Consider the following 23871-nt stretch of genomic DNA (forward strand, 5'->3'; position numbering starts at 1 on the left):
ATTCCAAAACCCCGCCGGCGCAAACCGGGCGGGGTTTCTTGTTTTAGTCCCCCCGGCCAAAAGCGAAACGGCATAAGAAGAAGGACTGGAGCAATGGCAATTTCGGAAAACCCACCGCAAGCAAACCGTATTACGGGTGCACAATTAATTGTGCAAATGCTTGAACATCATGGCATCACCACCGTTAGCGGTATTCCCGGTGGCACCGTTCTGCCGCTCTACAACGCACTGAGTAAAAGCCAAAAAATCCGCCACATCCTGGCGCGCCACGAACAAGGCGCAGGCTTTATGGCGCAGGGCATGGCACGAACGCAGGGCAAAGCGGCGGTATGCATCGCCTGTAGCGGCCCTGGTGCTACAAACCTGGTGACTGCGATTGCTGATGCGCGTCTCGATTCCATCCCGCTGGTGTGCATCACCGGCCAGGTGCCGAAATCGATGATTGGCACCGACGCATTCCAGGAAGTCGACACCTACGGCATCTCCATTCCTATCACCAAACACAACTATCTGGTTCGCGATATTGCTGAACTACCGCAGGTAATTTGCGACGCGTTTCGCATTGCTGAATCTGGCCGCCCAGGCCCAGTCTGGATTGATATTCCAAAAGATGTGCAGACCGCAGAAATTGATATCAGCGAGTTGCCGTCTGTTTCCGCACACACTCCTGCACCACAATTTGAAGCCCAACAAATTGCCGATGCTGCCGCGATGATTAACCAGGCACAGCGCCCGGTGTTGTATCTCGGTGGCGGAGTGATTAATGCCCATGCTGATGCGCGTGCACTGGCCGAAAAAGCTAATCTGCCAACCACAATGACGTTAATGGCGCTGGGCACTGTTCCGGCGAAACACCCGTTATCGTTGGGTATGTTGGGTATGCACGGTGCTCGAAGCACCAACTACATTTTGCAGGAAGCGGATTTGCTGATTGTTTTGGGCGCGCGTTTTGATGACCGCGCGATTGGTAAAACCGAAGAGTTCTGCCCGAACGCGAAAATCATTCATGTTGATATCGACCGCGCTGAGCTGGGTAAAATCAAACAGGCTCATGTTGCCATTCGCGCTGATGTGGGTGAAGTGCTGGAACAATTACTGCCAAAAATTGACGCCAAACCGCGCGAGGAATGGCTGCAACAAGTAGCCGGTTTGCAGCATGAATTCCCGTTCAATATGCCTGGTGCAGATAACCCGTTAACGCCGTACGGCCTGATTAACGCAGCCGCCGCCTGTGTGGATGATGAAGCGGTGATTACCACCGACGTTGGCCAGCACCAGATGTGGGTGGCGCAGGCCTATCCGCTGAACCGACCGCGCCAGTGGCTGACTTCTGGCGGCCTGGGCACCATGGGCTTTGGCCTGCCTGCGGCGGTAGGTGCGGCATTAGCTGAACCGACTCGTAAAGTGCTTTGCTTCACAGGCGACGGTAGCATCATGATGAATATTCAGGAAATGGCGACCGCTGCGGAACATAATCTGGATGTAAAAATCATTTTGCTCAACAACCAGGCTTTGGGGCTGGTGCATCAGCAACAAACATTGTTCTATCAACAAAATGTTTTTGCCGCGACCTATTCAGGGCAGACAAACTTCCTGAAAATCGCCGAAGGTTTTGGTCTCGCGACCTGCGATTTGAACGCAGCCGAAAACCCACAACAGGCGCTGCAAGAGGCGATTTCACGACCTGGTCCATGCCTGATTCACGTGCGTATTGATGCCAGCGAAAAAGTATTCCCGATGGTGCCGCCAGGCGCTGCCAATATTGAGATGATTGGAGAGTAAGCGATGCAACAACTAACCGTTATTCTGGAACTTACGGTGCGTAACCATCCGGGCGTGATGTCTCACATTTGTGGCCTGTTTGCCCGCCGTGCGTTCAACGTTGAAGGCATTCTCTGCCTTCCGCTAGCGCAGGGCGACCAAAGCCGAATCTGGCTACAAGTGGCGGACGACCAACGCCTCGAGCAAATGATTAGCCAAATCGACAAGCTTGAAGATGTGGTGCAAATCAGGCGTGATGCCGATGGTGCAGGAGTATTTGGCAAGCTGACTGCTTTAGTTCAGTAGCATATCAGGGTGGGTAAATGGTCAGTTTACCCACCTGATTCTGAGCCATTCATCATTCCGGGCTGCAATGCCGTGTCGTTATTTTCATAATCCTGAAAGCTTCTCGCAAAACAATAATCCCGTCGAAATAAAGCCAGGCTGACTGTATAAATCCAGGGTAGTGTTGCCCTCTAAAACGTTAATTGAATATAAAGTGAGCTTGGCGGATGTATGTCTCTGGCATATGCTATGGCATAGGCCATTAAGTGCCAGGAGATACTATGGAACGCGTTGCGAAGCTTTTTAAAAACGGCAGAAACCAGGCGGTGAGGTTACCGGTGGAGTTTGAGTTTGATACCGACAGGGTGTATATCCGCAAAGACAAGGAGGGAAACGTGATTCTTTCAAAAAATCCAGCTAAACCAGAAGGATGGGAAAAGGTTTTTGCTTTAGTTAAGAAAGCAAAAGTGTCGGATACGTTCCTTGATGAACAAGAGCGTAACCAGAGTATTGCTGACAGAGATCCCTTTGCAGGGATGGACTGATCATGTACATGCTCGATACCAATACGGTGAGCTATCTTTTCCGTCAGCATCCTAAAGTGATAGAAAAGCTTGCTCAAACGCGGCCTGTAGAAGTGTGCATTTCTAGTATCACGGAGGCTGAGTTGTTGTATGGCATTGCTAAGCGCAAGAGCAAAGCCTTAACGGCTGCAGTGCAGGGTTTTCTGGAAACAGTATCGGTCTACGCCTGGGATAGTGAAGCGGCAAAAAGCTACGGCCAACTCCGCGCGGCAATGGAACAAAAAGGCAAAGTCATGGGCCACCTTGATCAGTTAATTGCCGCTCATGCCCTTAGCCGAAACGCGACGATTATTACCAGCGATCGTGCCTTTACTATGGTGGCGCGTTTGCGTGTCGAAGACTGGACAGCCTAAGTGTGCGCTTTGCAACTTTTGCCTGCGGGTAAGCAAAGTTGCTGCCTGCCTGAACTAAGCACCAATTGTACTTTGTAACCGCTCAGCGATTTGACTGACTTGCTCCTCAGAACCATGCCCAATCACCATAAACTGGTGGTTCGCACTAGCCCAATAAACAATATTCATGCCGAGCCGTTGTTCGTTCTTTTTTTGCATCCCACGGCCTGTATTTTTTGTAATGCATAACGCCATTGGGCCGTGCACTTTATCAAGCCAGGTAATTTGCGCAATTTGCTGGTCGTCATAAGCCAGCATTCGCGCGTTCTTTAATACAGCACCTGGTAACGACAGACTCGAAAGGGAAAGAACAAGGCCTAATTGTTCGCCCGCTGCGTGCAATTGCGCATCCATAGTCTGGTTCGATGGAGTTTCCGCCAGCGTTTCCGGCGTATAAAGCGCCATATATTGCGCCACTAATTCACGCCAGTTATCTTCGGGTTGTGTTAAGTAAATAATTACCCGGTCACCAATCACGCCAAGTGCCAGGAAACTGACCGCGGCAGCAACCAGATTGCGCCGTGATACGGCAGGCGTTTGGTGACTATTGGGATAAAGGGTCTGCTGTAAGCGTTCAATCGGGGCTGTCTGCAGCAGCGGTTCAAAAGCCTTTTTAAAGGGCAGATTGCTGCGTTCCAGTAGCGCCAGACGCTGAGCCAGAGCGTCGTCCTCAATCAGCCTGCTTTCCAGAACTTTGCGCTGTGCATCACTGAGCTCATTATCCAGATACGCCACCAGCATTTCGTCCGAACCCAGCGGAAGTCTCATGATTTCTCTCCTTTGATTTGCGGCGAATTTGGCTGGAGTGCGCTGTCTCTTGCAAGCGTGAGACGCGCCGTGTAAAGGCGGCTCATTACCGTTCCAACAGGCACATTCAGCACTACTGCTGCTTCCTGGTATGACAACTCCTCCACGTATACCAAAAAAACGGTATTCCGCTGTGCTTCTGGTAGGCGATTAACTCGTTTCATCACATCGTTTGACCAAATAGGGTCATCACTGTTTTCAGTTCCGGGCAGATCATCCACATCGACAAAACCTTGCCCGCGGCGAATCTGTTGGGCCCGAACTTCATTAATCCAGATCGAATGCAAAATAGAGAACAGCCAGCGGTCCATGCGACTGCCAGCAACATATTGTGAGGCGCGTTCCAGCGCCCGCACACAGGTAGCCTGAACGAGATCGTCCGCCACATCCCGTTTATGCGAAAGCACCAGGGCGTAACGCCACAAACGGGAGAGGTAATGGGCTATTTCGTTGCGTATTGTCTCGCTGCTGATTTTTGCCTCCACAGGCGAATATCAGGATTCCGGATGACCGTCGATCGCTGCTGCAAGGTCACGATATTCTTCGCAACCGACGCCGCACAGCGTTTTGATAGTCGCAAGCTGCTCACGTGCTAAATCAGGACGATTTTTGATCATGTAGGCTTCGCCCAGATATTCACGAACCTTTGGATATTTGGGATCGAGCGCCACAGATTTTAAATAATAGCTGATGCCTTCATCGGTGCGGCCAAGCTTGCGAGTGGCGTAGCCTCGATAGTTCAGTGCTTCGGCAGTATTGGGATCTTTTAGCGTGTTGAGCATATCCAGAGCTTCTTGATAACGACCCGCCTTTGCCAGCGCGTAGGCGTAATCGGTACGCGCTTCATCGCCAATCATCCCGCCTTTATCGACCATGCAGGTTTTGGTTTTTGAGTCATAAATTTGCCCTTTCGGGCAGGTTGGCGGAACGGGTTCATCATTGCTGCCACCCATCGCCTGGGCATAGCCTGAAAGTAAAAAGAAACTGCTGACAACAGCAGGTAACAACCAGGGAGAAAAACGGTTCATGGTAAAGCCCTCATGGTGTTCGGTATGCAGTGAACACTTGGGGGTGAGGATTTATTCGATTTATTTTTACGCGATAAGGATTGCTCTTAGTTGCCAGGCAGACCTGTATTCAACTTCTATACTTATGCTTTGCATAAATAAAACAGGAGCACAAAGATGACGATTCATAAGAAAGGGCTGGCTCACTGGGAAGGTGACATTAAACGCGGTAAAGGCACCGTCTCTACCGAGAGCGGCGCATTGAAAGAACAGCCATATGGTTTTAATACCCGCTTTGAAGGCGCAGCCGGTACCAATCCAGAAGAGCTAATTGGTGCCGCACATGCTGCCTGTTTCTCGATGGCGCTCTCGCTGATGCTTGGCGAAGAGGGCTACACAGCAGAAAGCATTGATACGGTAGCCGATGTTTCACTGGACAAAACCGATGGTGGTTTTGCTATCACCAAAATAGCGTTAACCAGCACGGTAAAAGTGCCGAATGCAGATAGCGAGAAGTTCGACAAAATCATTCAGAAAGCCAAAGCCGGTTGTCCGGTTTCACAATTGATGAAAGCTGAAATTACCCTCGATTACAAACTCAATTAACGTTCTATAAACGCTGCCCCGATGAATTTCGGCGGCAGCGTTGCTCCATTTATTTCCATCCTGGAAGATATGCCGCAAAGCTGAAACACCCCTTCGAAGTTCTCTCGCTGTATTCATTGGACCTGCTGTAGCCTGCTGCGCAATAAGCTTTTTCGCGCAAAATTTATTCATTGACTGCTGTGGTATTAAAGCTACAATCGAGGGGCTTCAGGGATGAACATCATTAAGTATTTCAGGCTGAAAAACGGTAAAGCGCCATTAAATGAATGGCTAAAAACACTAAGAAACCCGTACGCAAAGATGAAAATCGTCAGGCGTATTTACCAATTATCACTCAGCAACCCTGGCGACCATAAGCCTTGCAGGCAAGGCGTGTGGGAAATGCGAATTGATGAAGGGCAGGGTTACAGGCTCTATTACGCCCTGGAAGGAAAAAATACTTACCTGCTTTTGCTCGGTGGTGATAAACGCAAACAGCAGGCGGATATCGACCAGGCTGTTGCGTGGTGGAAAGAACATCAGGAGTCAGAGAATGAAATTTAGCGAGTTCGACCAAACTGTTATTGAAATGCTTCAGGAAGACCCTGCTTTTGCAGTTGAATATATGAAAGGCGCTTTTGCGGGTCTGGATGAAGAAAATGGGGAAGTGCTTTTCTTACTGGCCTTACGTTGCCTTGTTGAAGCTCGGGGCGGGGTTAGCAAAATTGCTGCCGAAACCAAACTGAATCGCGAAACACTCTACAGAACGCTTTCAGAACGCGGGAACCCGACCATTAGCACTACTAAAAAAATCATTAATGCTGCGGGAATCAGTTTTGCGGAGCTGACGAATTAAGTGGTAATGCTCGCCACTTACAACCTGGCGAGCATCAGTTTATTTAAAACCCAACCGCCATGCTTTGTGGCGAAAGAATATCTTTAAGCCCCTCGCGCACCAGCAATTCAGGGCTGATTTCAGAGATAGATTTAGCACCAGTTAGCGTCATCGCCACGCGCATCTCTTTCTCGATTAAGTTCAGTAAGTTGGTGACACCCGCCTGGCCGTGGGTTGCCAGCGCATACAGATAAGCGCGGCCTAACAGGCAAGTATCGGCTCCGAGCGCAATCATGCGCACCACGTCCAGCCCGCTGCGGATGCCACTATCGGCAAGAATTGCGATATCACCTTTGACAGCGTCAGCAATGGCGGGCAGGGCGCGACATGATGACAGCACACCGTCGAGCTGGCGGCCCCCGTGGTTTGAAACCACAATCCCATCGGCTCCGAAACGTACCGCATCTTTGGCATCTTGCGGATCGAGAATGCCTTTGATGATCATCGGACCATCCCAGAACTCACGAATCCACTCCAGGTCACTCCAGGAAATCGACGGGTCGAAATTATTCGCCAGCCAGCCAATATAATCTTCAAGCCCGGTCGGTTTACCCAGATAAGTTGAGATATTCCCTAAATCATGGGGGCGACCGTTCAGGCCCACATCCCACGCCCATTGTGGATGCGTCACGGCCTGCCAGTAACGGCGCAGTGCGGCATGTTGCCCGCTCATGCCGGAATGTGCATCGCGATAACGTGCGCCAGGGGTCGGCATATCAACGGTAAACACCAGCGTCGAACAGCCAGCGGCTTTGGCGCGCTCCAGCGCATTGCGCATAAAACCACGGTCTTTTAAAACATACAGTTGGAACCACATTGGCCGGTCAATGGCAGGTGCCACTTCTTCAATCGGGCAGACAGAAACGGTAGAAAGCGTAAACGGAATGCCTTTTGCGGCTGCCGCTTTTGCCGCCTGTACTTCACCACGGCGGGCATACATTCCACATAAACCAACCGGTGCGAGCGCAACCGGCATCGATAGGGTTTCATTAAACAGTTTGGTCTCAAGGCTCAATGCCGACATATTTTTCAATACGCGCTGCTTTAACGCCACCTGTGCCAGGTCATCAACGTTGCGACGTAGCGTATGTTCGGCATAAGCCCCACCGTCAATATAATGGAACAGGAATGGCGGCAAAATGCGTTTTGCCGCGGCGCGGTAGTCTGATGCAGCTGAAATAATCATGGATTTTCGTCCCTTGTTACGTCGGTATCTTCATCGGGCAGGCGGGTGATTCGCGCCTGTCGGGCTTCATCTTCATGCAGGGTTTTAATCGTGGTATGGACAAACCCAAGGTGTGTTTTTGCGGCAGTGCGCGCACGTTCCGGGTCGCCTGCCAGAATGGCCTGCAACAGTTCGTTATGCTGTTCGGTGAGACCGGCAAAAATTGCCGGTACGGTGTACATGCGCTGGCGGCTATGCATCACTGATGATTGCAGCAGGTCAAAAAAACCGCGCATCGTCTGGAGCAATACGATGTTGTGAGAGGCTTCGGCAATTGCCAGGTGAAAGCGCACGTCGGCCTGGGCTGCAAGATCTGGGTCATCGCTCTCTTTAAATTTCACCGTCGCATCAAAGCAGGCGATGAGCTTCTCTTTGTCGGCAGGTGTGGCCCGCTGAGCTGCGTACCACGCTGTACTGGCTTCTATCGCATGGCGTGCTTCTAAAATGTCGTAGCGATAGTTGGGGTCATCTTCCACCAGCGTTTTCAGTGGCTGTACGATGCGTTGTTCAGACCACGCCTGAACTTCATAGCGCACAAAGGTGCCGCCACCGCGACGGCTAATCAAAATGCCTTCGCTAATTAGCTTTTGAATCGCCTCGCGAATCGATGAGCGTGAGACACCCATTTCCGCCGCAAGCTGGCGTTCGGCGGGCAATCGCATGCCCGCCTCCAGATTACGTTCGCTAATCAGTGCTTTTACGCGCTCGACCAGATGGTCGGCCAGGCGCAAGTGCGTCGTCATTAAGGGATCATCCAGGTTAAGACATAGGCCTGTAGTGTAGTAATTACGCCAACCATGCAGGTGAAAATCAGGCTGTGTTTAACGGTGAAGCGGAACAGATCCGACTCTCTACCCACGAGCCCTACGGCTGCACAGGCGATGGCGATAGATTGCGGCGAAATCATCTTCCCGGTTACGCCACCAGTGGTGTTGGCGGCAACCAGCAGCAAGTCCGACACGCCAATTTGCTGTGCGGTCGTGGCTTGTAACGCGGCGAACAAAGCGTTTGATGAAGTATCTGAGCCCGTCAGGAACACGCCCAGCCAGCCGAGGAATGGCGAGAAGAAAGTAAATGCGTGGCCGGTATGCGCCAGCGCCAGAGCGAGCGTTGCCGAAAGGCCGGAGTAGTTGGAGATAAACGCGAATGCCAACACCATGCCGATGGAGTAAATCGGCAGCGCCAGCTCCTTGAGCGTTTCACCGAAGGTTTCGATGGCCGCTTTCGGTTTCATGCGCAGATAAACGATAGAGATGAGTGCTGCAACCAGAATCGCGGTGCCGGTTGCTGAGAACCAGTCAAATTTATACACCGCCGCGTAGGCCATGCTTTCGGCGACAACCGGTGGCATTTTGGCGACCATTTTGTCGAGGAATGGCACCGAGACGTTAAATACCCAATCAGCCATGGCACCACCTGGTGCAAACAGCGCTTTAAACGGCGGGATGCTCCAGAGTGTGACGGTTGCTGTCAGGAAGATAAACGGCATCCAGGCGCGAACTACCTGGCCTGCGGTGTAGTTTTTGCGAGCCAGAGTCTGGTCGGTAACCGATGCGCCAATATCGCCAAAACGGAAGATGCGAACCGGCTTCCAGACGCGCAAGAAAGCGGTCAAGCAAACCAGTGAAACCAGCGAAGAGATAATGTCAGGAAGCTCTGGCCCTAAGAAGTTTGAGCTGAGGAATTGCGCTATGGCGAATGAACCACCCGCCACAATTACCGCGGGCCACGTCTCCTTAATACCGCGCCAGCCGTCCATAATCGCCATAATCCAGAACAGCACAATCATGGTCAGGAACGGCAACTGGCGGCCCACCATTTGGCCGATCTCAAAGCTATCGAGCCCGGTAACCTGGCCGGCGACAATAATTGGAATCCCCATCGCACCAAACGCTACTGGTGCGGTGTTCACTATCAGGCAAAGACCAGCGGCGTACAGCGGGTTAAAGCCGAGGCCAACCAGTAATGCGGCGGTAATCGCCACTGGCGCACCGAAACCCGCAGCTCCTTCAAGAAACGCGCCGAAGGAAAAACCGACGATCAGCATTTGCAGGCGCTGGTCAGGCGTAATGGAAAGAATCGACGAACGGATAATGTCGAACTGCCCGGTTTTTACCGAGATTTTATAGACGAAAACGGCGGCGATAATAATCCAGGCAATCGGCCAGAGTCCGTAGAAGAAGCCGTACACAACTGACGACAATGCGCGGTCAACCGGCATACGGTAGAAAAGTAACGCCACTAATAGCGCCAGGACCACGGTAATGGTGGCGGCGGTGTAGCCCTTCATACGCAGTTTAATCAGTGCGAAGAAGAAGAAAATAATCGGAATAGCGGCGATGAGGCTTGATAGCCATATGTTACCTGCGGGGTCATAGACTTGTTGCCAGGCTTGCATGCAGGACTCTCCAGAACGTGATGTGCTTATTATTTTTCGCTTAATTGGTAGGACCAATATTGCGATGTAGGGTAGACAATGAGTAAAGGTTAATCTTTTGTTAACCAATGGCAATGTTAATGTTGCTCTTTTTTGTCGTTATGCACAAAGAGGTCACATTTTTGGCAGGATTGGTAGGACCAATATTTGAGGGGCTGGAGAATACGATTTCCCCCTCTCCAGAAAGAGAGGGGGAAGGGAATTACGAAGTCTGCAATTTCAACGAGTTTTTGCGCCAGCGGCCAATATCAGCAACGATAAACAGCAACAGGCTGGCACCCATTACCGGTAGGCTGTAACCAAAGAGCAGCGCGACACTCACCACTCCTGCACGCCACGCACCTGGCAGTGCAAGCCACGCTTCACTTAGCGTTTGTACGGGGTTGCTCGCAGAAGTCGCTGGGCGTTTTAACCACCACATCCGGTAACCGAGAATCACCATCGCGCACAGACCAATGCCAAATGCTGCCAGCAATAGCTGGTTTGCCAGCCCGAAAAGCACACCCATATGAGCATCAATTCCCCAGCGCGTCAGTTTGGCAACCAGCGGGAAATCAGCAAACCAGGTGCGGTCAATCACCTTAAAACTGGTTGGGTCGACCGCTGCGGTATCAACATGCGTCGGCCAGGCGCGGTCAATTTCGGTCACGGTCCAGGCTTTATCTGCCGAACGGGCTGGGCGAATTTCGATTTTACTCGATTCAATTCCAGCGCCACGAGCGGCTGCAAGTACCTGATCCCAGACACTGTCGTCTGTTTGCGGCATTACCATTCCCGGCATCATGGCATGATGTTCGGCGTGGGGATCGTGGTGCTGATGCCCGGTTTTTGGTGCCAGCGAGGTATTTACCTGCGGCGTCATCCAACCGAGCGTGCTGCGCATTTTGTCGATATTGCCGCCTGCCCACTGCGACCATGTCAGCCCGGTGGCAGAGAAAAACAGCAGGCCGAGCAGCAACGCAGCACCCAGCGTAATGTGCCAGTGGCGCGCTTTTCTTTGCGGGGTTTGCCGTACTTTTAACTTTCTTTTTGGCCGTGAGGTCAGCCACAACACCACGCCGCCAAGTGCTGCAACCCATAGCCAGGACGCAGCAAGCTCACTGTAAATTCTGCCGGTATCACCCAGCAGCAATGCGCGATGGAATTGATCAATCCAGGTACGCAGTGGCAGCACACCGCTGGTGCCATACACCGTCATATCGCCCTGAATGGCAAGTGTTGCAGGCGAGACAAAGATGGCACGAGATTCAGACTCACCAAGCGTTGGGTCAACAAACTGCACGCGGGTGGTGTCGCCTGGATAAGGGGCAGGCCGTACGGCTGAGATGCTGGCATCGTTGCCAATATATTGGCGTGCAGCGCCTATTTGCTGCGAAAGCGACTGGTTTTGGCCGGTATCTGGCGTGCGCAAGGCTTCATGATAAAGCGCATTCTCAATTTGTGGCGTCAACACATATAGGGTGCCAGTAAGTGCTGCGATAAAAATAAACGGACCAACAAACAAGCCAATATAGAAATGCAGGCGACGCAAAAGCGTCAGCAGCGCGCCACGGCGGGCGAGCTGAGATTGATTCACAGACATGGTTATCTCCAGTAAAACTGTGACGTTAAATGATGTTTGTATTAACGAGACAGTGCGACAGGAGGCGCGCGTGGCAGCGCTTCGGCATCGTCATGCTGGGGCAGAAGCGCTGCGATAACCGGAGGAGGTGGCGCACGCGAAATACGCCATGCCAACCAGACAAAGGGAATAAATAGCCAGACGATAAGTGGGATATGCAGCAGAAGTTGGCAGTACCCGCAGGCGATATCATCCATTAAGGAAGCGCCCGCGCCCGGCATCAAATGGGATGTGGTAGGCATTTCCATATTGCCCATCTCCATCATCATGCCGCCTGAATGGCTCATCACATGATGGTCACCATTCGCCGCCGCACGCCTCTGTTCCAGTGATTTTGAAATCACCGGGGCGATAAAAAGCATCGCCATCGCCAGTAAAGCGAGAGCAAAAGGCCATTTATGACGTGAAAGGGAGAAGAGTGACGGCAACCGGGCTATCTACCAAATACAGCAAGTGTTGCGCGATTGTATATGAAATGTGATGGTGGAAGGGAGGCTATAACCAGAAAAACCCTCCCTTTTTTACAGAGAGGGTTTGTGCAATCAGGCTTTCAGCGTCGCCATATCAATCACGAAACGGTACTTCACATCACTTTTCAGCATCCGCTCATAGGCTGCGTTGATATCCGGCATGTTGATCATCTCAATATCTGAAACAATCCCGTGTTCACCGCAGAAATCCAGCATTTCCTGGGTTTCTTTGATGCCGCCAATACAGGAGCCGGCAACTGAGCGGCGGCCCAGAATCATCGGCAAGGTGCTGACGGGTGGCTCAATGTTGCCCAGCAAACCGACATACACCAGCGTGCCATCCAGCGTCAGAGTTGGCATATACGGGTTGATATCGTGGTCATAAGGTACGGTGTCGATAATCAGGTCGAACTGATTTCTAACCGATGCCATCTGCTCATCATCGGTGGAAAGTACAATGTGATGCGCCCCCAGACGGCGTGCGTCTTCCTCTTTGCTCGCCGAACGGGTGAACAGAGTGACTTCCGCCCCCATCGCGTTTGCCAGTTTCAGTGCCATATGGCCTAAGCCACCCAGCCCGATAACCGCCACATTGCTACCTTCGCCTACATTCCAGTGGCGCAGTGGCGACCACGTGGTAATACCCGCGCACAGCAATGGGGCTGCACCTTTGAGATCCATACCCTCAGGCATTTTCAGCACAAAATCTTCTGAGGCGACAATCGCCTGCGAGTAACCACCGTAGGTTGGCATATGATCATGGCGATCAACGCCGTTGTAGGTCTGCACGTTGCCCTTTTCACAGTACTGCTCAAGGCCCTCTTTACACGGATGACAGATACGACACGAGTCCACCATACAGCCGATACCTGCGTAATCACCTGGCTTGAATTTTGTCACGTCACTGCCAACGGAGGCCACGCGCCCAACGACTTCATGGCCGGGCACCACAGGATATTGACTAAAACCCCAGTCATTACGCGCCTGGTGTAGGTCTGAGTGGCAAACGCCGCAGTACATCACTTCGATCACCACGTCATCAGGACGCGGTGCGCGTCGCATAAATTCGAATGGAGCAAGTGGAACATCTGCGGACTGTGCCGCATAACCGAGCACTTTCATCGTCATGGTTGTTCTCCGGGTTGAGAGGCTATACCCAAAATAATTGAAGTTGCTTCAAGGCTGCAAACTCGAGAATCCCCGGGAGCTTACTCAAATAAGTGACTGGGGTTAGTGCAGACACCGCCGAAGCAACTTCAAGAATGAAGGGTATCTTTTTTGTATTGATCGTCGCTGACTTGTTCCAGCCACTCGACAGGGGTGCCATTGAGTGACTCAGCAATGGCTATATGCGTCATAGCGTTGTCTGGCGTCGCGCCATGCCAATGCTTCACCCCTTCAGGGATCCAGACGATATCACCTTGATTCATTTGGCGGATTTCACCACCCCATTCCTGCAACCAGCCGTGCCCATGGGTGACAATCAGAGTTTGTCCAAGTGGATGTGTATGCCAGGCGGTACGTGCACCAGGTTCAAAGGTGACGGTAGCGCCACCGGTACGAGCAGGGGGCGTGGTCTGGAAAGGTGCATCAATACGGACTCTACCTGTGAAGTAACTTTCCGGACCCGTTTGAGAAGGCTGTGATCCAGCCTGGATGATTTTCAGCTTTTCTTCCATTTTTTCCTCTACTTCGGCATTCAATGCCGGGGTTAACAGAGATAACACCAGTCAGAAGTATAGGTAACTGAGCGCGACTGGCAGATAAGTTGGTCGTGGTTTGAGTGCCCACGCTTCGTTGCGAGGAGCGAAAAAGCTATGTTAGCGCCTGTGATTCCTGCTGATTAGCCCGGTAAATACGCAAGGAGCTATGAGTTGAATTCATGAATCCGCGTATACTGATAACCAGTTAATGCAGCGACGGCAGATTTGCATATGTTAAAAGAGAACTTTAACGACCTGATTTCATTCCTGGTGGTTGCCCGTGAACGCAGCTTCACCAAAGCTGCCGCCAAATTAGGCGTATCGCAGTCGGCGTTAAGCCACGCTATTCGCAGTCTGGAAGAGCGCCTCGAATTACGCTTACTGACGCGCACAACACGCAGCGTTGCCCCAACTGAAGCCGGTGAAAAGCTGGTGGAGAGTCTTGGGCCTCGTTTCGCAGAAATTGAAGGCGAGCTGGAAGCGCTGATTGAAATGCGTGAAAACCCAGCGGGCAATATCCGGATAACTGCAGGGGAACACGCGGTAGATTCGGTGCTGTGGCCTGTACTGAAATCGTTTCTGGGGGATTACCCGGATATAAACGTGGAAATTACTGTCGATAACACCCTGACGGATATTGTTACCGGGCGATTTGATGCCGGAATTCGTCTCGGTGAACAAGTTGCCAAAGATATGATTGCGGTACGTATTGGCCCGGATATGCGCATGGCGGTAGTTGGTTCCCCTGATTACCTCGCAAAGCAAGGCACACCGCAATCCCCGCAAGAATTACAAAACCATAATTGCATCAATATGCGCCTGCCAACTATGGGTGGGCTGTATGCCTGGGAATTTGAAAAAGAGGGGCGGGAATTACGCGTGCGCGTTGACGGGCAATTGACGTTTAACAGCTTGCGCCAGCGGATTGATGCCGCAACAGTCGGTCTTGGCCTGGCCTACGTCCCGGAGGATTCGGTAGCAGCAGCCGTTGAGCGTGGCGAGCTGGTAACTGTACTTAAAGAGTGGTGCGCCCCATTCCCCGGTTATTACCTGTATTACCCAAGCCGTAAACAACATACCACCGCATTTTCTTTATTTGTTGAGGCGCTAAGGTTTAAGCGTTAATCGATATTTATCAGAAGTCGTATTGGCCTATTTCCAGTAGGCCATCAGGCAGAAAATAAATTCACTCAGTTGCCCAAATTTCACAATGTTCTCGCATTAACTCGGTCAGAAGTCCTCCCTCAGTAATAAACTGCCGAATGCGGCGTGTATCACTGTCGTTATTACGCACATAACCTTCAATGGCTTCTAAAGCAGATGATGCCCGGAGTTGTGCCGCATAAGGCGCAAGAGTATCCAGCAATGGCAAAATATCTTCCGCCATTGTGCGTTGCTCGCCGGTGCGCACGTCGGTTAGCATTCCTTCGAGCCCAAAACGGCAGGCCTGAAAGCGATTGAAACGGTAAAGTAAGTAGTCTTCGGAGCGCGGCACAAAGGGTCGTTCGCTCAATAACCAGTGGGCCAAAGCCTGAATAAATCCGGCGATATGGACCGCACGCGTGATAGTCAGCGGCGTGTCCATTACACGTACTTCAATGGTGCCAAATTTTGGACTTGGACGAATATCCCAGTGCAGGTCTTTCATCGATTGAACGATGCTGCTGGACTCAAGGCGTTGGTACATCCACTTAAACTCGTTCCAGTCACCGACGAAAGGCGCAGGCCCGTTATCCGGGAATGCCGAGAAGATATTCAAACGTGACGAGGCATAGGTTGTATCAGCCCCCTGAATATATGGCGATGAAGCCGAGAGCGCGATGACGTGTGGAACAAAGCGCGACAGACCATGCAGCAAATAAATAGCGTCCTCTTCGTTCTCACAGCCGACATGCACATGCTGGCCAAATACTGTCGCCTGCTTCATTAAATAGCCATATAGCTCGAGCGTTTTGTTATAGCGTTCGCTCTGGCACACCTCCTGGCGCTGCCATTTTTGAAACGGATGCGTACCGCCACCGCAAATTGCCAGATGATGTTTACTTGCTGATTGCAGCACATGCTGGCGCAAACTTGAAAGCTGCGCCTGAGCCTGCGCGATATCGCCACACACCCCGGTGGCGATTTCCAGCATGCTTTCGGTGATGTCATGTTTGACTTCGCCTTCTGTCACCAGGCCTTTCAGAGAGTCAATCAGCAGCGATGAGTCCTGGCTGAGATCGTTGGCTGGTGGATTGATGATTTGCAATTCCAGCTCGATGCCGAGGGTATATGGGTCAGAATGATTAAAATTACTTAGTGGCATGCTGGACTCTCATTGTTCTGACAATTATTGAATTGAGTATAGCCATCCGTCTGGAAATGATCGGGCGTAGATACTGTTTTTATCTCATTATTATCACTGGGAATTAGCTGCTACTCATAAATGCAATGATAATATTGTAAAGAATGTTCAGTGAATTAAAATGCCTTGAAAGTTGCACTAAGAATCATCTCCCTCCATTATATGCGTTGTTCAGGAAGGAGTTATTATGAAAGATTTGGTTTCATTTCTAAGTACTTTTGGTGTTGTGCTTGACCCAACAACTTCGATATTAGTCGTTCTGGGTATTATTTTTGTATTTGCATTAATTGTACATTTTATTCTACACCGGGTTGTACTGCGCACTTTTGAAAAACGTGCGCAATCCAGTCAGCATTTGTGGCTGCAAATTATCACAGAAAACAAGCTATTTCATAGGCTTGCTTCAACTTTGCAAGGGATTATCGTTAATATTCAGGCGGTGCTGTGGCTGCAAAAAGGCAGTGACGCAAGCGAGATATTAATTATCGGCGCACAGCTTTGGATTATGCTCTATTCCTTACTGTCGTTATTCTCCTTGCTGGATGTTATTTATAATTTCTCACAGAAATTTACTATTACGTCGGATATTCCACTAAAAGGAATATTCCAGGGTGTGAAGCTCATTAGCTCCCTGGTGATTGGCATCATGATGATTTCCAGAATTATCGGCCAATCTCCTGCGATTCTTATCAGCGGCCTGGGTGCAATGGCTGCGGTATTAATGTTGGTATTTAAAGATCCGATTCTTGGGCTAGTGGCCGGTATACAGCTCTCGGCAAACCGTATGTTAAAGCTGGGTGACTGGCTGGAAATGCCTAAGTTTGGTGCTGATGGTGCGGTGACTGATATTGGCCTGACTACCGTGAAAGTGCGTAACTGGGATAATACTATTACCACCATTCCAACTTATGCTCTGGTTTCTGATGCATTTAAAAACTGGAGTGGCATGTCGCAGTCCGGTGGTCGCCGTATTAAGCGCAGTATTAATATTGATACCACCAGTATTCATTTTCTTTCCGCCGATGAAATACAGCGCTTAATGAATGCGAGATTATTGAAGCCCTATATCGACTCGCGCAGCAAAGAAATTGAAGAATATAATCGAACCCATAATAGCGACGGGGTTTCAGTGCTCAATGCCCGTAGCATGACCAATGTCGGGACATTCCGTGTTTATCTCACTGAATATCTGCAAAACCATCCACGTATTCGTAAGGATATGACGCTAATGGTGCGCCAGTTAGCACCAGGGGCTGAAGGCTTGCCGATAGAGATTTATGCGTTTACCAACACCGTAGCATGGCTGGAATATGAAGCCATTCAGGCTGATATTTTCGAGCATATATTTGCCGTGGTTGATCAGTTTGGGCTGCGGATTCATCAAGCGCCGACGGGTAATGATATTCGTTCGATTGTGTTGCAGAAGGCTTTGTAGGTCGGTTAAGCGTAGCGTCAACCGACACAAATAATCTTATCAATCACGGTCAATCGAAAACCAGCGCTTCCAGATAAAGCGAATCACGAAGTATTCAATTGCACCCAAAGCCAGGAACCACAGGCAGAAAATAATGGTGTAAAGCTGGTTCATATCCAGCAGATGGAACATCGTGATGAGCTTTTGCGCCAGTTCAATGGTCAGCGCCGGGGCCGGAAGCAGCAGGCAGGAGAAAAACGCCAGCAGCAAAATACTGCCAGCGCTTATCAAGGTTTCGAGAGGGTGTTTCATCATTATTGTTACGCCGAAGTAATACCCTTCATACTTCAAGTTGCAGGTGCGTTGGCGGCTCTCAGTCACCCGAATCACTTACTCAAGTAAGCTCATCGGGATTCCTTCTTTTGCCGCCTTCCTGCAACTCGAATTATTTTGGGTATAAAACATTTCCAAAAGCGCATTGTCCGGGAAAATTCCTGTCGATACAAATCCCCGGCACAAATGCACTGGGGATATCAGGGCAGAGCGCTACAACCCTTCAGTACTCTCTTTCTTCGCTTCTTTCGCCAGAACCGCACGATACCAGCGCGGATGGTGTTTCTGCGCCCAGCGGCGGCTGACTTTGCCGACGACCATGCCTTTTATCGACCCATTCACCCAGAACGCCATATACATATGAATCAGGATGGCGTGGATCAAAATAATGGCGACGGTTGCGTGAATCAGCAGGCTGTAGCGCACCAGTTTGATGGGAAAGTACGAAGCGAAATAAGGCCGCCAGATAATCACGCCCGTCACAAGCAGCACGAAAATCATGCTCATAATGGTCCAGAACATCATCTTCTGCCCGGCGTTATATTTGCCGACATCCGCCACTTTATGCTCGTTGCCTTTCAGCACTTCGACAATATTTTTCACCCAGGGCCAGTCCTGCTTTTCCGGGATATTGTGATGTACGAAACGCACAAACATAAACATCAGCGCCACGAAAATCAGCACGCCAAAGAACGGGTGCAAGATGCGGCCCATCTGCGGCGTACCGAACGTTTCCGTCAGCCATTGCAGCGTCGGGAAGAACAGCGCAATACCGGAAAGCGACACCAGGAAGAAGCAAATCACTACCGTCCAGTGGCAAGCACGGTCGATAAATTTCGTCCTGATAATCGATTTGCTCTGCTTAATCATGATGTTCCTCCTCGTCTTCATCCACCTCTTCGTTTGGCCCGACGCCGATGTAATGGAAAATCAGCCCGGCGAAGGTGGCGATAAAACCTGCTGCCGACAGCGGTTTGAGTATTCCTTTCCACAGGTTGATTGGCGTGTCGATTTGCGGATCTTTTGGCAGATTGTGATACAGCTCCGGCTGGTCAGCATGATGCAACACGTACATCACGTGCGTGCCGCCAACAGCCTGCGGGTTGTACAGCCCTGCATTCGGATAGCCGCGTTTTTGCAGTTTTGAAACCCGCTCGTCGGCCACGTCTAACATCTCTTTTTTGGTGCCAAAATGAATGGCACCCGTCGGACAGGTTTTAACGCAGGCTGGCTCCTGGCCGACGCTGACGCGATCGACACACAGCGTGCATTTGTAGACGCGGTTATCGTCTTTATTCAGGCGCGGAATATTGAACGGGCACCCGGCGATGCAATAACCACAGCCAATACAATGTTCCGACTGAAAATCGACGATCCCGTTAGCGTACTGAATGATGGCCCCCGCAGACGGGCAGGCCTTCAGGCAGCCCGGATCTTCGCAGTGCATGCAGCCATCTTTGCGAATCAGCCACTCCAGCTTGCCGTTTTGCGTGGTTTCGCTAAAGCGCATTAACGTCCAGGATTTGGCGCTCAAATCGGCGGGGTTATCGTAAACCCCGACGCAATGACCGACTTCATCGCGGATGTCGTTCCACTCCGAACAGGCGACCTGGCAGGCTTTGCAGCCGATACAGCTTGAGACGTCAATCAGCTTGGCGACTTCTTCTTTGAAGTCACGAGCCTGCGGCGGCGGCGTAAAGCCGTTGGTAGCCGAACGCTTGATAATATCCTGAGATTGCATGGACATGAGTTCGCTCCTTACGCCTTCTCAATGTTGACCAGAAACGCCTTGTACTCTGGCGTTTGCGAGTTAGCGTCACCGACGGACGGCGTCAGCGTGTTGGCGAGATAGCCTTTACGCGCCGTACCTTCAAAGCCCCAGTGCAGCGGAATACCCACGGTTTCCACTTCCTGCCCGCCAGCGTTCAGCGTTTGCAGGCGCTGCGTGACCACCGCAACGGCGCGAATAAACCCGCGTTTGCTGCTGACTTTCACGTGGTCGCCGTTGGCAATACCTTTGCTTTTCGCCAGTTTCTCGCTGATTTCCACAAACTGCTCGGGCTGCGCAATCGCGTTAAGCCGCGAGTGTTTAGTCCAGGTGTGGAAGTGCTCGGTCAGGCGATACGTGGTGCCGACATACGGGAACTCGTGACGTTTGCCCATGCGTTTAGCGTCAGCTTCATACAGGCGAGCCGCCGGGTTCGAGACCACATTCGGGTGCAGCGGGTTGGTACCCAGCGGCGTTTCAAACGGCTCGTAATGTTCAGGGAATGGGCCTTCTGCCATTTTGTCGATGGCAAACAGGCGGCCTAAACCTTCTGGCTGCATGATAAACGGCCCCACGCCGCTGCTCGGTGCGGCCGTGTTGTAGTCCGGGATATCGTTCCCGACCCACTTCGCGCCATTCCACTGAATCAACATACGTTTCGGGTCCCACGGTTTGCCCTGCGGATCGGCAGACGCGCGGTTGTAGATAATGCGGCGGTTGAGTGGCCACGCCCAGGCCCAGCCCAGCGTGTTGCCCAGCCCGGACGGATCGGCGTTATCGCGGTTCGCCATCTGGTTGCCTTTCGCCGTCCAGCTCCCGGCGTAAATCCAGCAGGCAGACGCGGTGGTGCCGTCGTCACGCAGCAGCGCAAACGAGTCCAGAAGCTGACCTTTCTTCGCCAGCAAATTCCCAGCTGGATCATAGAGATCTTCCAGCGCGTAGCCGTTGTTCTCTTTGGCGACCTCTTCGGATTCAGGGCTGTCTGGCAGCTCATAATGCCAGCCCATTTTCAGCAATGGCTCGGCACCTTTACCACCTTCGCTGCGATAAAGCTCGCGGATCTGGTGGTAAATCCCAGCCAGAATTTCGCCGTCGTTACGCGCTTCTCCCGGTGCATCTGCCCCTTTCCAGTGCCACTGTAACCAGCGCCCGGAGTTGGCAATTGAACCGTCTTCCTCGGCAAAGCAGGTGGACGGCAGGCGGAACACTTCGGTCTGAATCGCCGCCGGGTTCACGTCGTTCATCTCGCCGTGGTTTTGCCAGAAGTTAGACGTTTCAGTAACCAGCGGGTCGATAATCACCAGATATTTCAGCTTGCTAAGGCTTGCGACAATTTTGTTTTTGTCCGGGAAAGAGGCGACCGGGTTAAAGCCCTGGCAGATGTAGCCCGTGACTTTGTTGCGGTCCATCATGTCGAAGTACTTCAGCACGTCGTAGGCCTGGTCCCACTTCGGCAGCCAGTCAAAGCCCCAGTTGTTATCTTTACGCGCATGATCGCCATAGAACGCTTTCATCAGGCTGACGAAGAACTTCGGATAGTTGCCCCAATAGTTCACCTGGCCCGGCAGCGTGGCTTTCGGCGTGTTTGCCGTCAGATAAGTTTGCAGGTCGGTTTGCTTCTCAGAAGGCAGCGTCAGATAACCCGGCAGGCTGGTGGACAGCAGGCCCAGATCGGTCAGACCCTGAATGTTGGAGTGCCCGCGCAAGGCATTTACGCCGCCGCCCGCCATGCCCATATTGCCGAGCAGCAACTGGATCATCGCCATGGTGCGAATGTTCTGCGCGCCAACGGTGTGTTGCGTCCAGCCCAACGCGTACAAGAACGTGGTGGTGCGGTCGGCGGCGCTGGTGGAAGCTAGCACTTCGCACACTTTCAGGAAATCAGCCTGCGGCGTACCGCAAATATGTTCGACCACTTCCGGCGTATAACGGGAAACGTGCTCTTTCAGCAGGTTCCACACGCAGCGCGGATCGGTCAACGTTTCGTCGCGTTTCGCATAGCCGTTTTCATCGAACTGATAGTTCCAGCTGGTTTTGTCGTACTGGCGTTTGGCTTCGTCATAGCCGCTAAACAGGCCGTCATCAAAGCTAAAATCATCGCGCACCAGCAGGCTGGCGTTGGTGTAATGCTTAACGTATTCGGCGTTGATTTTGTTATTGGAAATCAGGTACAGCAGAACACCCGACAGGAAAGTAATGTCGGTGCCGGAGCGGATTGGCGCGTAAATATCCGCCACCGAAGCGGTGCGGGTAAAGCGCGGATCGACCACGATCAGCGTGGCGTCGTTGTTGTTTTTGGCTTCCATCGCCCAGCGGAAACCCACCGGATGCGCTTCAGCGGCGTTGCCGCCCATCACCATCACCACGTTGGCGTTTTTGATATCAACCCAGTGGTTGGTCATCGCACCGCGACCAAATGTTGGAGCAAGACTTGCTACCGTTGGTCCGTGTCAGACGCGCGCCTGGTTATCTACCGCTAACATGCCCAGCGATCGGACAAATTTCTGCGTCAGCATCCCGGTTTCGTTGCTGGCCGCCGAGGCACATAACATGCCGGTGGAGAGCCAGCGGTTGACCGTGACATTTTGCTCATTCTTCTCAACGAAATTGGCATCGCGGTCATCTTTCATCAGGCGAGAAATACGCGCGAACGCATCTTCCCAACTGATGCGCTGCCATTTATCGGAGCCTGGCGCGCGGTATTCCGGGTAACGCAGGCGGCTTTCGCTGTGGATATAATCCAGCAGGCCAGCGCCTTTCGGGCATAACGCCCCACGGTTCACCGGATGATCCGGATCGCCTTCAATATGGAAAATACTGGATTTAGCGTTTTTCGAGCCATCGCCCAGGCTGTACATCAACAAGCCACAGCCTACGGAGCAGTATGTACAGGTATTGCGGGTTTCTTTGGCACGCAAAAGCTTAAAGTTGCGCACCTCGGCAAGCGCCGCTTTGGGAGAAAATCCCAGAACTGCGGCGGTCGTCCCTGCCATCCCGCCGGCACAGATCTTGAAAAATTTTCTGCGACTGACGTCCATCGTAACCTCATTGTTATGACGTATGAATGGCGGCGAAAATAGCAACTGAGGCAGAGCGGATATTGAGCAAAATCAATTCGCTAATCATTGGGTAGCGAACCGCTACTTAATGAGTAGAAGGCGTCTGACTTCCAATAACCTTAAGGAGTACATGTATATAGATTTGTTTATACCTACGTATCTTGCTATATAAAAACACATCAAAAAATAAGCTGTCACGCAAACATCCCAACATCATAATCAGGATTATTAATGTTAAAAATTGCCAACACCCAGGTCATTTACGCGATGAGCTGTGAAAACGCGCCTGTGGCGACGATTTCGAACGATACAGACGTCAGTTTTGCTACCTGTGACTGCTTCTCTGACCAGATTCAGCATGCTGATGCTGAGTTCAACCAGCTTGACTGGCAGCGCATTAACCCCGCCACCGGCCCGGTGTTTGTGGAAGGCGCACTGCCAGGGGATGTGCTGAAAGTTGAAATTAAAAGCATCGAGCTGCGTGGCAATCAAGCAGTGATGGTGACTGCTCCCCAACTTGGTGTGATTGGTGATGAGCTCACCGAACCGCGTATTTTGGTTGTGCCGATTGATAACGGTGAAGCGCATCTGCCGGGTGGGGTGAGGGTGCCGATTAACCCGATGATCGGCGTAATTGGCGTAGCGCCTGCTGGTGAGGCAATTTCTTGCGGCACGCCTGATAGTCACGGCGGCAATATGGATTGCAAGATGATCACCACCGGTAGCACCCTCTATTTACCGGTTAACGTCGAAGGGGCGTTGTTTGCATTGGGCGACCTGCATGCTGCCATGGGCGATGGGGAAGTGTCGGTCTGTGGTTTGGAAGTGGCTGGAGACGTAGTAGTTAATCTCAGCGTGGTTAAAAACCGCAGACTACCAACGCCGATGTTGGAAAATAACGACACCATCTTCACGCTCGCATCAGCATTAACGCTGGATGACGCAGCAGCACTTGCTACACGCAATATGGCGCACTTTATTGCCGACAATAGTGACGTGACTTTGCCAAATGCTATCAACCTACTGAGCATCACTGGCGATTTGCAGATTTGCCAGGTAGTTGACCCACTGAAAACCTGCCGTTTTGCACTGCCAAAACGTGTGGCAGAGCAGTTGAAGCTGAAAATTTAATGGGTTTTTAGGGTGGATTAGCGCAAGCGACCTCCACCTTTACCTCACAA

Annotated in this window: 24 protein-coding genes and 1 pseudogene; 10 read left to right on the forward strand and 15 right to left on the reverse strand. The window is 51.7% G+C overall.

Annotation, left to right across the window (positions count from 1 at the left end; genetic code table 11):
* The first annotated feature begins 93 nt into the window (after window positions 1-93).
* The 4 genes from ilvB to GC128_RS14085 all read left to right on the forward strand — a co-directional run bounded on the left by ilvB (window position 94) and on the right by GC128_RS14085 (window position 2983).
* Window positions 94-1782: an acetolactate synthase large subunit gene (ilvB, locus tag GC128_RS14070; protein WP_151994830.1), complete on the forward strand. Its 1689-nt coding sequence runs from the start codon at window positions 94-96 to the stop codon at window positions 1780-1782.
* 3 nt (window positions 1783-1785) lie between these two features.
* Window positions 1786-2067: an acetolactate synthase small subunit gene (gene ilvN, locus GC128_RS14075; protein WP_151994831.1), complete on the forward strand. Its 282-nt coding sequence runs from the start codon at window positions 1786-1788 to the stop codon at window positions 2065-2067.
* 260 nt (window positions 2068-2327) lie between these two features.
* Complete coding sequence (locus tag GC128_RS14080) at window positions 2328-2591, forward strand: antitoxin (RefSeq protein WP_151994832.1); 264 nt, start codon at window positions 2328-2330, stop codon at window positions 2589-2591.
* Between the two features lie 2 nt (window positions 2592-2593).
* Window positions 2594-2983: a type II toxin-antitoxin system VapC family toxin gene (locus GC128_RS14085; protein ID WP_151994833.1), complete on the forward strand. Its 390-nt coding sequence runs from the start codon at window positions 2594-2596 to the stop codon at window positions 2981-2983.
* A 54-nt stretch (window positions 2984-3037) separates the two neighbouring features.
* Here the strand turns inward: GC128_RS14085 and GC128_RS14090 are convergent, their stop codons facing one another.
* The 3 genes from GC128_RS14090 to GC128_RS14100 form a co-directional block, all read right to left on the reverse strand.
* Window positions 3038-3790 carry an anti-sigma factor family protein gene (locus GC128_RS14090; protein ID WP_151994834.1) on the reverse strand — a complete coding sequence of 251 codons (753 nt, stop codon included), beginning with the start codon at window positions 3788-3790 and terminating at the stop codon, window positions 3038-3040.
* Entirely contained in the window at window positions 3787-4236 is a 450-nt protein-coding gene (locus GC128_RS14095; RefSeq protein ID WP_233782220.1) for an RNA polymerase sigma factor, read from the reverse strand. Before GC128_RS14095 ends, GC128_RS14090 begins: the two co-directional genes overlap by 4 nt.
* Before the next feature lie 87 nt (window positions 4237-4323).
* Window positions 4324-4857 carry a tetratricopeptide repeat protein gene (locus GC128_RS14100; RefSeq protein WP_151994835.1) on the reverse strand — a complete coding sequence of 178 codons (534 nt, stop codon included), beginning with the start codon at window positions 4855-4857 and terminating at the stop codon, window positions 4324-4326.
* 156 nt (window positions 4858-5013) lie between these two features.
* Between GC128_RS14100 and GC128_RS14105 the strand changes: the two genes are divergently transcribed.
* From GC128_RS14105 to GC128_RS14115, 3 genes are all read left to right on the forward strand, one after another.
* Complete coding sequence (locus GC128_RS14105) at window positions 5014-5442, forward strand: OsmC family protein (protein WP_151994836.1); 429 nt, start codon at window positions 5014-5016, stop codon at window positions 5440-5442.
* A 213-nt stretch (window positions 5443-5655) separates the two neighbouring features.
* Window positions 5656-5985, forward strand: coding sequence for a type II toxin-antitoxin system RelE/ParE family toxin (locus GC128_RS14110; protein ID WP_151994837.1), 330 nt, complete (start codon window positions 5656-5658; stop codon window positions 5983-5985).
* Window positions 5975-6277: a helix-turn-helix domain-containing transcriptional regulator gene (locus GC128_RS14115; protein ID WP_151994838.1), complete on the forward strand. Its 303-nt coding sequence runs from the start codon at window positions 5975-5977 to the stop codon at window positions 6275-6277. Before GC128_RS14110 ends, GC128_RS14115 begins: the two co-directional genes overlap by 11 nt.
* Window positions 6278-6320: 43 nt before the next feature.
* Here GC128_RS14115 and lldD read toward each other — a convergent pair whose 3' ends face one another.
* From lldD to GC128_RS14150, 7 genes and pseudogenes are all read right to left on the reverse strand, one after another.
* Complete coding sequence (lldD, locus tag GC128_RS14120) at window positions 6321-7502, reverse strand: FMN-dependent L-lactate dehydrogenase LldD (RefSeq protein ID WP_151994839.1); 1182 nt, start codon at window positions 7500-7502, stop codon at window positions 6321-6323.
* Window positions 7499-8284: a transcriptional regulator LldR gene (lldR, locus tag GC128_RS14125; RefSeq protein WP_151994840.1), complete on the reverse strand. Its 786-nt coding sequence runs from the start codon at window positions 8282-8284 to the stop codon at window positions 7499-7501. The genes lldD and lldR overlap by 4 nt, the downstream gene beginning before the upstream one ends.
* Window positions 8284-9939, reverse strand: a complete 1656-nt coding sequence (gene lldP, locus GC128_RS14130; RefSeq protein WP_151994841.1) for an L-lactate permease — start codon at window positions 9937-9939, stop codon at window positions 8284-8286. Before lldP ends, lldR begins: the two co-directional genes overlap by 1 nt.
* Window positions 9940-10207: 268 nt before the next feature.
* Window positions 10208-11560: pseudogene (locus GC128_RS14135) on the reverse strand (PepSY-associated TM helix domain-containing protein); the annotation flags it as partial.
* Between the two features lie 41 nt (window positions 11561-11601).
* Window positions 11602-12027 (reverse strand): DUF2946 domain-containing protein, encoded by a 426-nt coding sequence (locus GC128_RS14140; RefSeq protein ID WP_151994843.1) that lies wholly within the window; start codon window positions 12025-12027, stop codon window positions 11602-11604.
* Window positions 12028-12141: 114 nt separating this feature from the next.
* On the reverse strand, window positions 12142-13197 hold the full coding sequence (locus GC128_RS14145; protein WP_151994844.1) for an NAD(P)-dependent alcohol dehydrogenase: 1056 nt from the start codon (window positions 13195-13197) through the stop codon (window positions 12142-12144).
* 128 nt (window positions 13198-13325) lie between these two features.
* Complete coding sequence (locus GC128_RS14150) at window positions 13326-13748, reverse strand: (R)-mandelonitrile lyase (protein WP_151994845.1); 423 nt, start codon at window positions 13746-13748, stop codon at window positions 13326-13328.
* A 255-nt stretch (window positions 13749-14003) separates the two neighbouring features.
* On the opposite strand from GC128_RS14150, the gene GC128_RS14155 reads away from it, so the two are divergent.
* Window positions 14004-14897 carry a LysR family transcriptional regulator gene (locus tag GC128_RS14155; RefSeq protein WP_151994846.1) on the forward strand — a complete coding sequence of 298 codons (894 nt, stop codon included), beginning with the start codon at window positions 14004-14006 and terminating at the stop codon, window positions 14895-14897.
* 61 nt (window positions 14898-14958) lie between these two features.
* Here the strand turns inward: GC128_RS14155 and GC128_RS14160 are convergent, their stop codons facing one another.
* On the reverse strand, window positions 14959-16077 hold the full coding sequence (locus GC128_RS14160) for a YbdK family carboxylate-amine ligase (RefSeq protein ID WP_151994847.1): 1119 nt from the start codon (window positions 16075-16077) through the stop codon (window positions 14959-14961).
* 226 nt (window positions 16078-16303) lie between these two features.
* On the opposite strand from GC128_RS14160, the gene GC128_RS14165 reads away from it, so the two are divergent.
* Window positions 16304-17551 carry a mechanosensitive ion channel family protein gene (locus tag GC128_RS14165; protein ID WP_151994848.1) on the forward strand — a complete coding sequence of 416 codons (1248 nt, stop codon included), beginning with the start codon at window positions 16304-16306 and terminating at the stop codon, window positions 17549-17551.
* Between the two features lie 39 nt (window positions 17552-17590).
* Here GC128_RS14165 and GC128_RS14170 read toward each other — a convergent pair whose 3' ends face one another.
* From GC128_RS14170 to fdnG, 4 genes are all read right to left on the reverse strand, one after another.
* Entirely contained in the window at window positions 17591-17842 is a 252-nt protein-coding gene (locus GC128_RS14170) for a DUF1158 domain-containing protein (RefSeq protein WP_151994893.1), read from the reverse strand.
* A 234-nt stretch (window positions 17843-18076) separates the two neighbouring features.
* Window positions 18077-18730: a formate dehydrogenase-N subunit gamma gene (gene fdnI / locus GC128_RS14175; protein WP_151994894.1), complete on the reverse strand. Its 654-nt coding sequence runs from the start codon at window positions 18728-18730 to the stop codon at window positions 18077-18079.
* Entirely contained in the window at window positions 18726-19610 is an 885-nt protein-coding gene (gene fdxH, locus GC128_RS14180; protein WP_151994849.1) for a formate dehydrogenase subunit beta, read from the reverse strand. Before fdxH ends, fdnI begins: the two co-directional genes overlap by 5 nt.
* Before the next feature lie 11 nt (window positions 19611-19621).
* Window positions 19622-22669 carry a formate dehydrogenase-N subunit alpha gene (fdnG, locus tag GC128_RS14185; protein ID WP_151994850.1) on the reverse strand — a complete coding sequence of 1016 codons (3048 nt, stop codon included), beginning with the start codon at window positions 22667-22669 and terminating at the stop codon, window positions 19622-19624.
* Between the two features lie 252 nt (window positions 22670-22921).
* On the opposite strand from fdnG, the gene GC128_RS14190 reads away from it, so the two are divergent.
* Window positions 22922-23821 (forward strand): acetamidase/formamidase family protein, encoded by a 900-nt coding sequence (locus tag GC128_RS14190; protein WP_151994851.1) that lies wholly within the window; start codon window positions 22922-22924, stop codon window positions 23819-23821.
* The last annotated feature ends 50 nt before the right edge of the window (window positions 23822-23871 follow it).

This window comes from Buttiauxella massiliensis (assembly GCF_902500225.1).
In the GTDB taxonomy this organism is placed as follows: domain Bacteria; phylum Pseudomonadota; class Gammaproteobacteria; order Enterobacterales; family Enterobacteriaceae; genus Buttiauxella; species Buttiauxella massiliensis.

Bases quoted from the DNA above. Each gene is read 5' to 3' on its own strand.
- GC128_RS14110 (WP_151994837.1), top strand. From the start codon at position 5,656: ATGAACATCATTAAGTATTTCAGGCTGAAAAACGGTAAAGCGCCATTA.
- ilvB (WP_151994830.1), top strand. From the start codon at position 94: ATGGCAATTTCGGAAAACCCACCGCAAGCAAACCGTATTACGGGTGCA.
- GC128_RS14160 (WP_151994847.1), bottom strand. From the start codon at position 16,077: ATGCCACTAAGTAATTTTAATCATTCTGACCCATATACCCTCGGCATC.
- lldD (WP_151994839.1), bottom strand. From the start codon at position 7,502: ATGATTATTTCAGCTGCATCAGACTACCGCGCCGCGGCAAAACGCATT.
- ilvN (WP_151994831.1), top strand. From the start codon at position 1,786: ATGCAACAACTAACCGTTATTCTGGAACTTACGGTGCGTAACCATCCG.
- GC128_RS14170 (WP_151994893.1), bottom strand. From the start codon at position 17,842: ATGAAACACCCTCTCGAAACCTTGATAAGCGCTGGCAGTATTTTGCTG.
- GC128_RS14145 (WP_151994844.1), bottom strand. From the start codon at position 13,197: ATGACGATGAAAGTGCTCGGTTATGCGGCACAGTCCGCAGATGTTCCA.
- GC128_RS14165 (WP_151994848.1), top strand. From the start codon at position 16,304: ATGAAAGATTTGGTTTCATTTCTAAGTACTTTTGGTGTTGTGCTTGAC.
- GC128_RS14190 (WP_151994851.1), top strand. From the start codon at position 22,922: ATGTTAAAAATTGCCAACACCCAGGTCATTTACGCGATGAGCTGTGAA.
- GC128_RS14100 (WP_151994835.1), bottom strand. From the start codon at position 4,857: ATGAACCGTTTTTCTCCCTGGTTGTTACCTGCTGTTGTCAGCAGTTTC.
- lldP (WP_151994841.1), bottom strand. From the start codon at position 9,939: ATGCAAGCCTGGCAACAAGTCTATGACCCCGCAGGTAACATATGGCTA.
- GC128_RS14155 (WP_151994846.1), top strand. From the start codon at position 14,004: ATGTTAAAAGAGAACTTTAACGACCTGATTTCATTCCTGGTGGTTGCC.
- fdxH (WP_151994849.1), bottom strand. From the start codon at position 19,610: ATGTCCATGCAATCTCAGGATATTATCAAGCGTTCGGCTACCAACGGC.
- GC128_RS14115 (WP_151994838.1), top strand. From the start codon at position 5,975: ATGAAATTTAGCGAGTTCGACCAAACTGTTATTGAAATGCTTCAGGAA.
- GC128_RS14105 (WP_151994836.1), top strand. From the start codon at position 5,014: ATGACGATTCATAAGAAAGGGCTGGCTCACTGGGAAGGTGACATTAAA.
- GC128_RS14085 (WP_151994833.1), top strand. From the start codon at position 2,594: ATGTACATGCTCGATACCAATACGGTGAGCTATCTTTTCCGTCAGCAT.
- GC128_RS14090 (WP_151994834.1), bottom strand. From the start codon at position 3,790: ATGAGACTTCCGCTGGGTTCGGACGAAATGCTGGTGGCGTATCTGGAT.
- GC128_RS14150 (WP_151994845.1), bottom strand. From the start codon at position 13,748: ATGGAAGAAAAGCTGAAAATCATCCAGGCTGGATCACAGCCTTCTCAA.
- GC128_RS14080 (WP_151994832.1), top strand. From the start codon at position 2,328: ATGGAACGCGTTGCGAAGCTTTTTAAAAACGGCAGAAACCAGGCGGTG.
- lldR (WP_151994840.1), bottom strand. From the start codon at position 8,284: ATGACGACGCACTTGCGCCTGGCCGACCATCTGGTCGAGCGCGTAAAA.